Annotated in this window: 11 protein-coding genes; 10 read left to right on the top strand and 1 reads right to left on the bottom strand. The window is 62.8% G+C overall.

Features of this window, described 5'->3' with window-relative positions; genetic code table 11:
- Positions 1-37: 37 nt before the first annotated feature.
- Entirely contained in the window at positions 38-1,249 is a 1,212-nt protein-coding gene (locus ATN00_RS04660; protein WP_062062694.1) for an ATP-grasp domain-containing protein, read from the bottom strand.
- A gap of 183 nt (positions 1,250-1,432) precedes the next feature.
- Here ATN00_RS04660 and sbnA point away from each other — a divergent pair, with 183 nt between their 5' ends.
- The 10 genes from sbnA to ATN00_RS04610 all read left to right on the top strand — a co-directional run bounded on the left by sbnA (position 1,433) and on the right by ATN00_RS04610 (position 14,111).
- Positions 1,433-2,527: a 2,3-diaminopropionate biosynthesis protein SbnA gene (gene sbnA / locus ATN00_RS04655; protein ID WP_082635092.1), complete on the top strand. Its 1,095-nt coding sequence runs from the start codon at positions 1,433-1,435 to the stop codon at positions 2,525-2,527.
- On the top strand, positions 2,467-3,534 hold the full coding sequence (gene sbnB / locus ATN00_RS04650; protein ID WP_306812042.1) for a 2,3-diaminopropionate biosynthesis protein SbnB: 1,068 nt from the start codon (positions 2,467-2,469) through the stop codon (positions 3,532-3,534). Before sbnA ends, sbnB begins: the two co-directional genes overlap by 61 nt.
- 75 nt (positions 3,535-3,609) lie before the next feature.
- Positions 3,610-5,310: an IucA/IucC family protein gene (locus ATN00_RS04645; RefSeq protein WP_082635091.1), complete on the top strand. Its 1,701-nt coding sequence runs from the start codon at positions 3,610-3,612 to the stop codon at positions 5,308-5,310.
- A complete protein-coding gene (locus tag ATN00_RS04640; RefSeq protein ID WP_062062685.1) occupies positions 5,307-6,503 on the top strand; it encodes a type III PLP-dependent enzyme in 1,197 nt (398 codons plus the stop codon). Before ATN00_RS04645 ends, ATN00_RS04640 begins: the two co-directional genes overlap by 4 nt.
- Positions 6,504-6,649: 146 nt before the next feature.
- The gene (locus ATN00_RS04635; RefSeq protein WP_082635090.1) at positions 6,650-8,794 is read left to right on the top strand and encodes a TonB-dependent receptor; all 2,145 of its coding nucleotides are present in this window, start codon (positions 6,650-6,652) and stop codon (positions 8,792-8,794) included.
- A 34-nt stretch (positions 8,795-8,828) separates the two neighbouring features.
- Positions 8,829-10,628 (top strand): IucA/IucC family protein, encoded by a 1,800-nt coding sequence (locus ATN00_RS04630; protein WP_062062679.1) that lies wholly within the window; start codon positions 8,829-8,831, stop codon positions 10,626-10,628.
- Complete coding sequence (locus ATN00_RS04625; protein ID WP_062062676.1) at positions 10,625-11,809, top strand: MFS transporter; 1,185 nt, start codon at positions 10,625-10,627, stop codon at positions 11,807-11,809. The genes ATN00_RS04630 and ATN00_RS04625 overlap by 4 nt, the downstream gene beginning before the upstream one ends.
- A 28-nt stretch (positions 11,810-11,837) precedes the next feature.
- Entirely contained in the window at positions 11,838-12,776 is a 939-nt protein-coding gene (locus tag ATN00_RS04620; protein WP_062062673.1) for a 3-methyl-2-oxobutanoate hydroxymethyltransferase, read from the top strand.
- An 82-nt stretch (positions 12,777-12,858) separates the two neighbouring features.
- Positions 12,859-13,806: a LysR family transcriptional regulator gene (locus tag ATN00_RS04615; RefSeq protein WP_062062670.1), complete on the top strand. Its 948-nt coding sequence runs from the start codon at positions 12,859-12,861 to the stop codon at positions 13,804-13,806.
- Positions 13,803-14,111, top strand: coding sequence for a hypothetical protein (locus ATN00_RS04610; RefSeq protein WP_062062668.1), 309 nt, complete (start codon positions 13,803-13,805; stop codon positions 14,109-14,111). Before ATN00_RS04615 ends, ATN00_RS04610 begins: the two co-directional genes overlap by 4 nt.
- The last annotated feature ends 10 nt before the right edge of the window (positions 14,112-14,121 follow it).

Below are 14,121 nucleotides of genomic sequence, written 5' to 3'. Positions count from 1 at the left end.
AGGCCGCCACCGTGAAGCACATCACGATTCACGATAACTAACCTTCGGGATCAATATCCCAAACCAGCGCTGCGCTCGCCTCCTTCAACGCATTCTCCAGCATGGCGTTGTCAGGCGCACTTACGCTCAGAGCGCCCAGATAGTCCTTGTTGGAGTTCGTTACGGCCACATGTTCGCCAAGGCTACGGAGCGAACGATATTCGACGCGCAATTCGTTATCCCTGCGAAGAAAACCCCCTGGCGCCGAGGCAATCCGTCCCGACCTGTCGGCTGGAAAATATCGGATCGTGGCTGCCCTGCCTGCCAAAGGGGTCGCACCGAGTTGCTCGCCGAGATGAAGGCGTAGAATTTTTTCGAACAGCGCGAGGTCGAGGGTGTGCTCCAGCATGAACTCCATATGGTCGCCGACCGTCCGGTAGTTGATTTCAATGAGTCGTGGCCCCTTTTCCGTCAGCACGAACTCGGTGTGGCAGGATCCGAAGCCGACCCCAACCGCCTTGATCTGACGTAGCACCTCGGCCCTCTGGGAAGGGGTGAGCCAGTTGCCCCAGCGTCCCTCCATCTCGACGAAATTTGGCGGCGGCCCCAACGCGACATGAAATCCCCCAAGAACGAGGATGTCCGCTCCATCGCCCAAGGTTTCGAGCGTGTAGAGTTCCCCCGCGATATATTCCTCGATCAGCATGGCGCGGCCTGCTTCCATGCTCCAGACATGCCGGCTGTGCGAGACGAGCGCGTCCTCGTTCTCGCACAACCGCACGAGTTGGCTACCAACGCCTTCGCGAGGTTTGAGCACGCAAGGAAAGGGAATCGCGGAAAGACGAGCGATTTCGTCTTCGTTCGTCACCACAGCGTGCCACAGCAGATCCACCCCCTGATCTTGTAAGCATTCGCGCATCGCTGCCTTGTTTTTGGCCCGGTAGGTGACTTTCCAGCCCTTGCCGGGCAGCCCAAAATAATCCGCCGCCAGTGCGGTGCTGGTTTGCAGATGATCGCTGTTCGAGAAGATGGCGGCGGGCCGCTCGGCATGGCGGCTGATTTCGCTGATGACCGCGACCGGATTGAACACATCGCATTCGATGATGCTGTCAGGATAGGCCGGCCGGTCGTCGGTTGAGAAGTAGTGTCGATGTGCTTCCGCCTGGTCGGTAAGCAGGGTCACGCTGAGGCCGAGACGTCGCGCCGCCGGGAGAAAGCCCTCGTTGACCGCATCTGTCGGCACATGGGCCAGCAATATCAGGGTCTGCATCGACAGTCCTTTCGTCCGTGTTTTTGCGAGCGCTGCTCGTCGGCAAGTGATCTGCTATTATTGCAATTGACTCGCAATAGCGAATCATTTTATGTCATTAGAGCGGGCCGGAAAATCACGAGCTGGCCTGACTACCCGCAGCGGCTACGACGCCGCACGCCCATCCGATTGGAAGGAGCCGCAATGCAATCTTCAGCAGAACTGTCCGTCGGCAACACGCCGCTTGTTGCTCTGGACCGCATGTTTCCGCCGGACGAGGTTCCGGTCTTCGCAAAGCTCGAAATGCTGAATGTCGGCGGCAGCGTGAAGGATCGCACCGCGCACTACATGGTGTCGCAGGCATTGGCCGCGGGCAGGATCACATCAGAAAGCCACCTTGTGGAGAGTTCATCCGGCAATCTCGCCATAGCGCTCGCCATGATCGCCAAGCGGGAGGGCATTCCCTTCACCGCCGTGGTCGATCCCAACCTTGCCCCCGCCAATCGCTGCCTCATCGAAGCCTTTGGCGGGCAGATCGATCTGGTGACGGAGAAGGACGAGGGCGGCGGTTATCTGCACACCCGCATCCGGCGGGTGGATGAACTGGTGCGCACCATTCCGGGCGCGGTTTGGCTCAACCAATATGCCAATCCTGATAATTGGCGCGCCCATTACAACGGGATCGGTGAGGAGATCGTCCGCGAGATGCCCGTCGAGCCCACGCATGTGGTCGCGGCCGTCTCAACCTGCGGGACATTGATGGGCCTGGCGCGTCGTCTGCGCGAGCGTTGGCCGAATATCGAGGTCGTGGCGGTCGATCTGGAAGGGTCCGTCATCTTCGGAGGGACGGGCGGGAACAGGCAGATCCCGGGCATCGGCGCGAGCCGCGTGCCGGAGCAGCTCGCCCTGCCAGAGGTGGACGCCGTCATCTATGCGACGGACTGGGAGTCGACGCTAGCCTGCCGCCGCCTCGCGGAAAGCCAGGGCATATTGGCTGGCGGTTCGTCGGGCACGGTCATGGCGGCGATCGCCAAGCTGATCCCAAACCTTCGCAAAGGATCATGTATCGTCACCCTGCTGCCCGATCGCGGCGAACGCTATCTCGATACGGTCTATGATCCCGACTGGCCGGCCCAGGAACGCCGCCTCACGCGGCCTTTCGCAGCGTCCTTCCGCCGGCTGGGTGAACGACCATCGATCGTGCGGCATTCCCGGAGCACAAGCGTGGCCGCGTCTTCATGGATGCCAACAGCCCATGTTCTGCCCGTCCCGATGCTGTCGGAGGGGGCAGCGATATGACAACGGCTACTCTGCGATACTTGTCCCGTTCGGACGTCGCTGCGCTCGGTGGGGACCATTCGGATCTCTATATGAGCGCGATCGAGGCGGGCTTCCGCAGCCATGCCGCCGGCGACTTCGTACAGCCGCTCAAACCCTATCTGCGCAGCCCCAGTACCCAGCATATCGCGGATCGCATCATTGCCATGCCGGCCTGGATCGGCGGCGCGCAACCCGTTGCGGGGCTCAAATGGATTGGCTCCAAGCACGACAACCCGGCCAGAAGAGGGATGGAGCGGGCGAGTGCCGTCATCGTGCTCAACGATCCGGAGACCAACTATCCCATAGCGATCATGGAAGGCGGACTTCTAAGCGCGATGCGGACCGCGGCCGTCACCGGCGTCGCGACACGGCACCTGGCGCGAAAGAACTTCGAGGAAGCCGCGATCATCGGCTGCGGGCCGATTGCCGAACGGCAGGCCCAGATGTTGCTCCAGCAGTTCGCGGGCGTGAAGACACTGCGGCTGTTCGATCTACGCGAAGAGGCCGCGCACGCGCTTGCCGCCCGGCTTAGCCAGCGCTTCGGCGACCTCGTCATTGCCGTCACGAAAAGCGCGGAAGCAGCAGTTCGCGACTGTCCGGTGGTGATCACCTGCACCGTGACCGACAAGCCCTATCTCGCTTTCGACTGGCTCAGCAAAGGCACGTTCCTGGCCAACGTTTCGATCATGGATGTGGAACGCGATGTGTTCCTCAAGGTCGACAAGGTCGTTGTCGATGACTGGGACCAGTCCAACCGCGAAAAGAAGATCATCAACCTGCTGGTCGAAGCAGGCGAGTTTTCGCGCGAGCAACTGCATGCAGAACTTGGCGAGATCATCGTCGGGTCCAAGCCCGGTCGCGAGACGGATGATGAAATCATTCTGCTGAATCCGATGGGCATGGCGATCGATGATATCGCCTGCGCAAAGGCGATCCTCAACAGGGCTGAGGACAGGAACATCGGTACGGTCTTACCCCTCTTCTAGGGGCGATGCCTCGTCGCCGCCCTGTATGCGCGGGCCGTCGCTTCCCTTTCTTCACCCCATCGAGAGATCCGTCTGATGACGTTGCCCCTACCTGTGGAGAGAACAGCCGAAGATGCCGCCGCCATCCGCGCCGGTATCGCGATGGAGCGGCTGCTCAATACATGGCTGCGAGAACGCATGACCGAATCCGTGCCGGTCGAGGGTGAGGCCTGCATCTTGAACATGGGCGCGAACAGGCTGCGCGCCTCGTGCCTGCGGGCATCGCCGGGAGGCTTCCATCGCTGGCGGCTACCCGTGTTGGTCGAACAAGCCGATGGGTCCGCAACGGCGACGAATGACCCTGTTCTCATCGCAAGCCTGATGGCGGATACGCTCGCACAGGAAAATGGCTCTATCTCGCCGGCGATCAAGGAGCGCCTCATCAAGGCGCTCGATGGTGCGGAGGAGCACGCTCTGGTCTGCGCGGCGCGTCCTTTCGATCCATCCCCAATGGGACTGGAGCAGAGTCTCTGGCACGGGCATCCATTCCATCCATTTGCCAAAAGCATAGATGGCTTTTCGGCGGACGATATCGACTGTTATGCGCCGGAGCGCGCCCGTGGTTTCCAGTTGCGCTGGATCATCGCCGAGACCGAAGTCGGGGCTGCGCTGTGGCGTGACGGGCAGGCCCAGGAGCGGGTGAACCGCATCCTCACCGATCTTTCCGGTCTGCCGGAAAAAGCGATCGGAGGCCGCCTTCTGATTCCGAGCCACCCCTGGCAGGCCGCGCGCCTCGAAACCGATCCATCATTCGCTGATCTCGTCGCGCGGGGACGCGCGATCCTCACCCTGCCCACCGGCGCGACGATGCAGCCGACGTCATCGGTCCGCACCGTGTTCGCACCCAGCGCCAATATGTTCCTCAAGCTCCCGATTGCGGCCCGGATCACCAATTTCGCGCGCACCAACCCGCGCGACCAGATCGCCCGAAGCATGGCGGCAGAGCAGGCGCTTGCGGCGATTGCGAAACAGGTCGCCGCCTGCGGCCTCGACGTGCTCGATGAGCCCGGCGCCGTCTGGATTGATCGTCCCGACCTCGAAGCAATTACGGCCGTCGTCCTGCGCGATGCGCCTCGGCGAGAAGCATTTGTACTGGCTGGCCTGCTCGAACCATCGCCGAACGATGGCCGCCCGATGCTAGAGGCCATGGGCTGCGGCTTTTCCGGTCTCGCCGCGGCGCAAGCCTGGCTACACGCTTACGTCCAGACGGCCATACTCCCGCCGCTGCGCCTGTTCGCCAGAACGGGCGTCAGCCTCGAAGCGCACAGCCAAAACAGCCTTCTGGAGTTGGACCGTGGAACTCCAACCCGCCTGATCGTGCGCGACCTGGAAGGGGTCAGCATAGATCGCGAGCGCTTCGAACGCATCGCGCCGAAGCTAGAACTCGATCCATCAGTATTCTTCCTCGCCGAGGAAGCGCGCCGGCGCCTAGTCTACTACCTGATCAGCAATCAGTTGAACCATGTGGTCGCGGCAGTCTCGCGTCTGGCTGATGCGCCGGAAGGCGACCTCTGGCGCTCCATTGCCGAGGCATTGTCCACCGCCGCCGAGGACAGCCCCACCGCCAGCCTCGTCGCCTGGCTTCTCGAAGCGGAAACCCTGCCTGCCAAAGCGAATTTCACGAGCTGTTTCGCCGGTCGCGGCGAACGGCCCGATTATGTCGAGATACCCAATCCCCTCCGACCTGCGCTGCGGGATGGATATGCACTGCAGCAATCGACGGTGGCGCTATCATGACGCTGTTGAGGCCAAGCGCCGCGCAAGTCGTCGCCGTGGTGGACAGCGAACGGCCGATCTGCGCCTTCCTGCACGATCTCGATGCGCTGCAGCGGCACGTGCTGGAAATGGTGAGGTCGCTGCCGCCCCGGGCGGAGTTATTCTATGCCGTCAAGGCCAACAACGACCCCAGGATATTGCGGACGCTCGCGCCGCACGTTGCCGGGTTCGAGGTCGCCTCGTCGGGCGAAATCCTGCGGGTGCGCGAGGCGGTCGGCTCCGGAGCCCGGATCATCATGGGCGGACCCGCGCGCACGGGCGGGGATATCGAGCTGATCCTGGCGCAGGGTGTCGAACGGCTCCATGTGGAAAGCCTGCACACGTTGCGCCTCGCGAACGCCGTTGCGGCACAGGCGGGTGCGGTCCTGCCCATATTGCTGCGTGTGAACCTTGCCGGCCCAGTGCCGGGAGCAACCCTCACCATGGGGGGAGCGGCAACCCAGTTCGGCATCGCGCAATCCGATATCCCCGACGCCCTGAAGCTGCTGGCGCATTGTCCGGCGCTGCGGTTCGAGGGATTCCATTTCCACACGGTCTCGAACAATCGCGATGCTGCCGGACATGCCGCGCTCTGCGCGATGGAACTCGATCTCGCCCGGTCCTGGGCGAACGAGCATGGTCTGGACTTGGCGGTAGTCAATCTCGGCGGTGGCTGGGGTGTCGACTATGGCGATCCGGACTGGCGGTTCGACGTGGAAGGCTTCACCCGCGCGCTCGCACCACATGTAGCTGGCGATCTGCGCCTGCAATTCGAATGCGGCCGGATTCTCGCCGCCTATCATGCCGTCTATGTCTGCGAGATTCTCGACATTAAGGCCGTCCATGGACGTGTCTTTGCCTTGCTGCGAGGTGGCACCCATCATTTCCGGCTGCCGAGTTCCTGGGCGCACAATCATCCTTTCGTGATTCTTCCCCGCGATGCCTGGCTTCATCCCTGGCCCCGGCCCGAATGCTCCGATACCAACCTGACGCTCGCCGGCGAGCTATGCACCCCCAAGGATGTGTTGGCCCGCGATGTGCCCGTCGCGCGGGCGCGGATCGGCGATCTCGTCTGCTTCCTCATGGCGGGAGCCTATGGCTGGGACATCTCCCACCATGACTTCCTGTGCCACGCCCATCCCGAGCGCATCTATCTGAACGAGGCGGGGGTATGAGCACGGCAATCCGCTCACCTTTTCAACTATTTGGGAGACGCGAAACGCAGCGCGGCTTCGCCGCCGTCCTTGACTTCGATCGCAACGCTACTCTAACAGCCCAAATATGCGAACGATTCGCATTAGCAAATATTTGGGGGCAACACATGCTTGCGACTACTATGAATACCCGTGTCGTTCGGAAACACGGCACCGTCTCGATACTGGCTTTGGTTGCGGCGATGGCGTCATCACCGGCCTTTGGCGCGGAGAGTGCGGACAGCGAAGTTGCGGCAGCCGGCTCGGGTCGCGACGACATCGTGGTAACGGCCACTAATCCGGAATACCGCACCCCCGACACCACGGCGTTGAAGCTCGACGCCCCGCTGCGCGACATCCCGCAGACAATCGACGTCATCCCCAGTCAGGTGATGCGTGACCAGCGGGCCTTGTCGCTGCAGGACGCGGTCAAGAACGTGGCCGGCATCGGCATGGCCACCGGAGACGGCCAGCGCGATCAGTTCGTGATCCGCGGCAATATCGCCTATGGTGACCTCTTCATCGACGGCGTTCGCGACGACGCCCTCTATTTCCGCGACTTGTCGAACATCGAGCGGATCGAGATTCTGAAAGGGCCGGCGTCCGTGCTCTACGGACGCGGCTCCTCCGGCGGTCTCATCAACCGGGTGCCCAAGAAGCCGGGCACCGAGGGGGGGGAGATCGTCCTGAGCTATGGCAGTTGGGACGACAAGCGCGGCGAGATCGATCTTGGCCATGTCTTTACCGACAATGATGTTGCCGTTCGCCTGACCGGCGCGATCGAACGGTCGGACAGCTATCGCGATCAGGGCTTTCTCAAGCGCGAAGCCATCGCGCCCTCGGTATTGTTCGCGCCGAGCGAACGCACACGGATACTTCTTCAGGCCGATTATCTGCGCGACCGCCGTTTGACCGACAACGGCATTCCGGCCTTCCAGGGACGTCCGGTCGATGTTCCCGCCTCGACCTATTATGGCGCGGCCAACGGCAGGGACGTGGATTTCAGCCAGTCGGAAGTCTGGTCCACGACCGCCACGCTCGACCATGAGTTCAGCGATACGCTTCGGCTGCACAACGCCTTCCGCTACTATGACTATACGCTCGATCGGCAGAACACGATTCCGAACATCGTCAACGAAGCCGCGCGGACGGTAACGCTCAATCGCCAGAGCACCGATCGCGCCGAGCATGGCTGGTTCAACCAACTGGAACTGTCCGGCACATTTTCCACCGGGCCGTTGGAGCACAAGCTGTTGCTGGGCTTCGAAGCGGGCCGTCAGTCCAAATATGAGCTGCGCATCGATCGGGCGAACATCGCCACGGTCGATCTGTTCAACCCGGTTCTGCCGGTCCTGCCCCTGGCAGTCTCCGGCAATCCCAGCACGAACCGGACCGGCGTCTACAAGACCCTCGGGTTCTATGCCCAGGACATGATCGCCCTCGGGGAACACTGGAAGGTGCTTGCCGGCCTGCGCCATGACCGCTTCCGCCAGGAAGTCCACCAGCGCATAGCGGGACAGCCCGACCTTGCGCGGACGGACACATTCTGGAGCCCGCGCATTGGCCTCGTCTGGCAGCCGACGCCGACCCAGTCCTACTACGCCTCCTGGAACAAGTCCTATCAGCCTTCCGGCGAGACGTTTGCTCTTTCGGTGAGCAGTGCGGACATAGCACCGGAAAAGACCATCAACCGCGAAATCGGGGCCAAGTTCGATCTGTTCGACGGCAAACTTTCGGCGACGATCTCGGCCTTCAACCTGAAGCGGTCGGACATAAAGGCGACCGATCCGGTTCTGCTCAAGGTCGTGCCAGTGGGCGTACAGCGGACGCGGGGGATCGAACTGTCGGCGCAACTGGAGCTGTCGGAAGGGTGGCAGGCCATTGCCAGCTATGCGTATCTCGATGCCCGTATCACCAAATCGCCGGCGCTCGATTCCGGTGTTTCCATCCAGGGCAATCGGCCGACGCTGACGCCGGTGAACAGCGCAAGCTTCTGGCTGATGCGGAACTTCGGAGACCGCTTCGGCCTCGGCGGCGGCGCCAATTATGTCGGCGATCGTCAGGCTAACCTCGCGAACACCGTCGTGCTGCCCGAATATGTGACCGCTGACGCCATGGCGTGGGCGCGCCTGGGCAAGTTCAAGGCGCAACTCAACATCCGCAACATCTTCGACCGCGACTACATCGTGTCGGCTCATGGCACCGTGGGGAACCTCAACATGCCAGGCGCTCCGCGGTCCGTGATGTTCACGCTGCGATACGCGATCGACTAGCCGCTTCCAGCCACCCGTCCTCAGGAGAATAACGATGAACATCGCCACCGCTGTCAAACCTGCGCCATCGGTCCGCGATCACAGCCGCTATATCCTGAGGCGCGTGGCAGATTGCCTCGTGCGCGAAAACTATCGGGAAATCGCGCACGGGACGGTCATTCCAGCCGAGAGAGCACCCTTCGACAGGCTGATCGCACCCACGGATCACTATCTCGCCTATGAGGCCGCGGATGGCGGCACGCTTTTCATGCCGGTCGAGCCTGACGGGTTCATGCAGACGTGGCGTGTCTGCGCACCGCCGTTCGTTCATGTAGCGCGGCAAGGCGCGCGCCTCGTCGACAGCGTCACTGAGTTCCTCGAGATCATGAAGGCCGGGCTCGAAGGTGAGGACAGCGGCAATGTTTCTGCCTTTCTCGACGAGTGCCAAGCCGCGATCGAACAGGGCGCCATCTGCGACACGGCCCGCGATACCGCCCCGCCTGCCTCCGCACACCTGGCCGCCCATCCCGAATGGCACAAGCAGATGCTTGCCAACGACAGGTTGGCATCCTTCATCGATCATCCATTCTATCCTACAGCGCGGGCGAAGCACGGTTTTGCCGCCGACGATCTCATCGCTTATGGTCCGGAATATCAGCAGTCGTTCCGCCTAGCCTGGCTCGCCCTCCCCAGGGACGGTCTGTCCGTGCAAGGTGAAGTGCCTGCCCGTTGGCCGTCGTTCGCCGATGTGGGGCTCGATCCAGCGCTGGAGCAGACGCACGCGCTCCTGCCCGTCCATCCGTTCATGCGCGGCGAGAGAATGGACGAGATCCTGGCCAAGGCAGGGTTGACCGATCGCGCCTACATGGCGCCACGGGACTATCTCGAAGTCGCGCCCACGCTCTCGGTGCGGGCCTTGGCGGTCGTCGAGGAACCCGGCCTCCACATCAAGCTGCCGCTGGCGATCAGTACGCTTGGCCGCCTCAACTTGCGCGCGATCAAGCCGGTCACGATCAACGACGGCCATGTCGTCCATTCGCTGTTGGAGGCGATCCGGGCCGATGACGCGACGCTTCGGGCAAAGCTTCTCCTCACCGACGAAAGCGGCGGGGCGCATCACGCCGGGGAGCGATTCCTCGCCCACATCGTCCGCCGCTATCCCGAAGGGCTCGACGGCTGCGAGCCGGTGCCGGTCGCGGCCATGATGGCGCCAATGCCTGATGGCCGTCCCTACGCGCTGCATCTGGCAGATCGGTATTATGGGGGCGACGTTGAGCGGTTCCTCAGCGAGTTTTGTGACCTGCTCCTGAGCGTCCATCTTCGCCTGGCGGCGCATTACGGCATCGAGCTCGAGGCCAATCAGCAGAACTCCGTGGTGCTCTTTAGTCGGGGCGAGGGGGGCTTGCGCCTGCTGCTCAAAGATAACGACTCCCCCCGGATCGATGCTTCCGCCCTGCTTGTGGCTTTTCCCAGGGCGGACGCCTGGATCGGAAGGTTGCAAGATTCGCGTATCACCCAAACCGATACAGCGGCCATCGCGCAGATGCTGATCACCATCACGATCCAGCTCAATCTGGGCGCCGTCATCGAAGGGCTAGGCCGTCATCTGGGCAGGCCCGGCGCCTATCGAAGCCTGTTGCGCGCGTCCGTCGAGCGGCAACTCGACCGGCTGGATGACGAAGGCATCGTGTCCGGGCCGCTGCGCGCTGCGCTGCTGGACGCGCGCCATTTCCCGATCAAATATCTCCTGCGCGCCGCAACGCTGGAAACCCGCGAGGCGATCGGCGCTGCCGACGTCAACAAGGCCTATGGGTATACAGCGCCCAACTTTCTCCTTGGCGAGACGGGGCGGTGAGCCCGGGCCGCATCAAGGCCACCGTTCTCGCCTGTCATTTCGCGGGCGCGTTCGGTCCCATGGGTTTGCCGCCTTTTCTGGGCCTCATCCTGGTCGGGCTCGCGCCCAGTGCCAGCGAGAGCCTGATCGGCTGGCTCTACATCGTGCCGACTGCATGCCTTGCCATCTCCGCGCCGCTGTGGGGCCGTTTGGCCGACCGCTGGGGCCGCAAGCCCCTGCTGCTGCGCGCACAGATCGGCCTAGCCGTCAGTTTCCTGGTCGCCGGCCTCGCGGGATCGCTGCCGCTGTTCGTGGTGGCGCTCTGCCTCCAAGGCCTCTTGGGCGGCACCTTCTCGGCCAGCAACGCCTATCTCTCGGAAGCCTTGCCGCGCAGTGAATTGTCGCAAGCGCTGAACCTGACCCAGGCGAGCGCGCGTCTCGCGCTCATCCTGGCCCCCGCAGCCGTGGGCTTCCTGATCGATCAGCATATTGTTCCGCAGAATGTCTATCTGGTCATAGCACTCCTGCCGGTGATCGCCGTCTTGATGCTGCTCCCCCTTCCCACGAAGAGCCGCTCCAAAACCGAAGCGGCAGCGGATAGCGCGGTCCCGTTGCCCCATGGCCGGCAAGTGCTCTCGCGCGTCGCGATCATGGCCGGCCAGACCGGGTTCACGCTGGCCATGATCTCCTCCTTCCCGTTCCTCGTGCCTTACAGCATGAAAGCGTTCGGCATCGGTGCTGGCACCGCCGGATGGCTCTTCGGCTTGCCCCACATCGTCTATCTGTTCGCCTGCCTTCCGCTCGGCCGGCACTTGCGCGATCGCGATCCCGCACCCTGGTTCGCCGCCGGATGCCTGATCGTGGGCGGTATGCTCGCGGTGCAGGCAGTCACCACGTCGCTGCTCGTCTTTGCGATGGCGCGGGTCGCGCTGGGGGCGGGCATGACGCTCGGCTATGTCGCGCTCAATGCCCTGATCACCGACACGATAGAAGACGCCAGCGCGGGCCGGACTTTCGGCTGGTTCGACAGCGGTGCCAAACTGGCGACGATCGTCGCCAGCGTGGGGGGAGGCATGATCGCGGCCAGCGGTGGGATTGGTCCGCTGTTCTTCGCCGCCGCGCTCTGCGGGGCGATTACCGCCGCCATAGTCATGCTGCTGCGCGGATCGACAGCGTTCACCCGCTCAGCCGCCCTCAAATAACGCTCAGCTTGTAGCAAGGAGAACACCGATGCTGATGTCCGAACTCGTTGCGCCCGCTCATGGGCAGCGAGGCGACAGCCGTCGCCCGATCAAGCTGAACCTCTATCGCGACTACGAGGTCGATGCGGTGGCGAAAGCCATGGCCGACAGTCCTGTCCTCCAGATGGGTATTCGGCTCGATTGCCTCATGGTCTCGGATTCCTATCTGATGACGCACCTCGGGCGGGCCAGCACCCGGCTGGCCAAGGGCGAACAGGCCCTGTTCCTCGAGATTATGGCCGGCCTGGTCAAAGAGGTCGCGCATCGGGCAAAACAGCTTTTTCCCTACGAAGCTCCCTACATTGTCGGCGACATGCCGGACGGATCGGTCGTCAATGGGGAGGTTGCGGTCCGCAGCGCCGACCGAATGCGCCGTGCCGGCGCCGACGTCATCAAGCTGGAGGTCCATTCGGAAGCGGTCATTGCCATAATCGAGCGGCTGACGCGGGAAGGTTTCCGGGTCATGGCCCATTTGGGCTACACTCCGCAGGGAGGCGATGGCGGCCGGGTCGGCGGATCACTGGACGGCGCGTATGCGCTGTTCGCTTCAGCCCGGCAGGTTCGAGACGCGGGGGTCGAGAGCATCGTTCTGGAGAAGGTCGACGAGTTCGTACATCGCGCGCTTGTCGATCGACCCGAAGCCTTGCCGAGCTATGCCATCTTCAGCGGGAAGTCGGAAAATGGCGGGCAATCGCTCAATATCTGGGATTCCGTTTTCAAGCCCGGCTTTCGCGCACGCTATTTCCCACCTACCGCGCGGGAGACCGTCGATGCCTTCCCCATGGCCTATTCTGCAACTACCATCGCAAAGCACATCGGCACCTTGCTCTCCCTGACGGCCGCCGGCGAATTTCCACTGTCTCCGCCAACCTTGCTCTCCATTGATGATGTGGTGGCGCTGGCCTCATCCGATCCTTGGGCAGATTGATAACCCTTCGATCAGGGGGCCGGCGGGTGAGCCAACTCTGTAAGCTTTCCGCGAGCTTGTCGGCTGCTTCGCTGAAACACCTATGATCGAATTGCGCCAGCTTCGCTATCTGATCGCAGCGGCCGAGGCTGGCAGCTTCAGCCGGGCGGCGCGCAGTATGAATATCAAGCAGGCGACGCTCAGCCGGCACATCATCGAAGTCGAAAAACGGCTGGGTATGGCGCTGTTTGATCGTGGTACGCGCGGCGCGACCCTAACTCACAACGGAGGGGCCTATCTGCGGACGGCGCGACGCATCGTGCGAGAATTCGAGGAATTGAACGCTTGGGTGCGCGCCACGCAAAACGGTCATGTCGGCAGGCTGGCAATAGGCTTCTACACCTCTTGCTCTGCCGGCAACCTGCACGCGACCCTCAGCGAGTTCGACGAGCGCTATCCGGAGGTGAAACTGCGCGCATTCGAGCGGGACCGCGAGATGCTATTGGCGGGAATCGAAAGCGGCCTGCTCGACATCGCGATCATGATCGGCGAGGCACCCTACCCGGGCCTCACGAGTCGGCCGTTATGGAGCGAGCGCATCCTGGTAGCGATGCCAGAAAGTCATCCGCTAACCGAGCGCGAACGCATCCACTGGACCGACCTGACCGGCGAACGCTTCCTGCTGACCGAACGAGATCCCGGCCTGGAGACACGCAACATGCTCGTGGGCAAGCTTGGAATGCCCGGTTACACGCCAGAGATCGACATGGACGACATCGGACGCGACACGGTACTCAGCGCTATTGCACTCGGCGGGCGCCTCTCAATCGTCGTGGAATCCGCACTCGGCATCCAGGTTCCGGGAGTGGCATTCCGGGAGGTCCACGAGACCAACGGGCATATGCGGGTCGGATTCTCGGGTTATTGGCGGGAGGACAATGAGAACGCCGTGCTGCGGCGCTTCCTCGATTTCGTGGCCGTCCGCTATTCTCTGCCACCTATGCCGGGGCCGCACCCATCGACAGAGCAATCGGGAAAGGAACCGTCATGACGCGTGGCAGGACGCTCATCATCGTGCTGGTCACGCTGACCCTCGGGTTTGGGGCTGGCTTCGTGCTGCGCCCGGTGATCGTGCCGGTCGGTCCAACGGCAACTGCCACGAGTCCGCCCGCCGCAGCGGTGGCGCCAGCCGCACCGCGCGGAACACAGTATTTCGCAGTGCATCTCGACGAGGCGCGACAGGTCGTAACGCAATGCGCGGAAGGCTCAGTAAGGGGCGACGAATGCGCCAACGCTGAGCAGGCCGTCGTCGAGGCGGAAGGTCGGGATCGTTTCAAGCGGTTCATGGGAAACTGAACGCAGGCGA

It is taken from the genome of Sphingobium baderi, assembly GCF_001456115.1.
Taxonomy (GTDB): Bacteria; Pseudomonadota; Alphaproteobacteria; order Sphingomonadales; family Sphingomonadaceae; genus Sphingobium; species Sphingobium baderi_A.
This window is presented reverse-complemented; position numbering and strand designations above follow the sequence as displayed.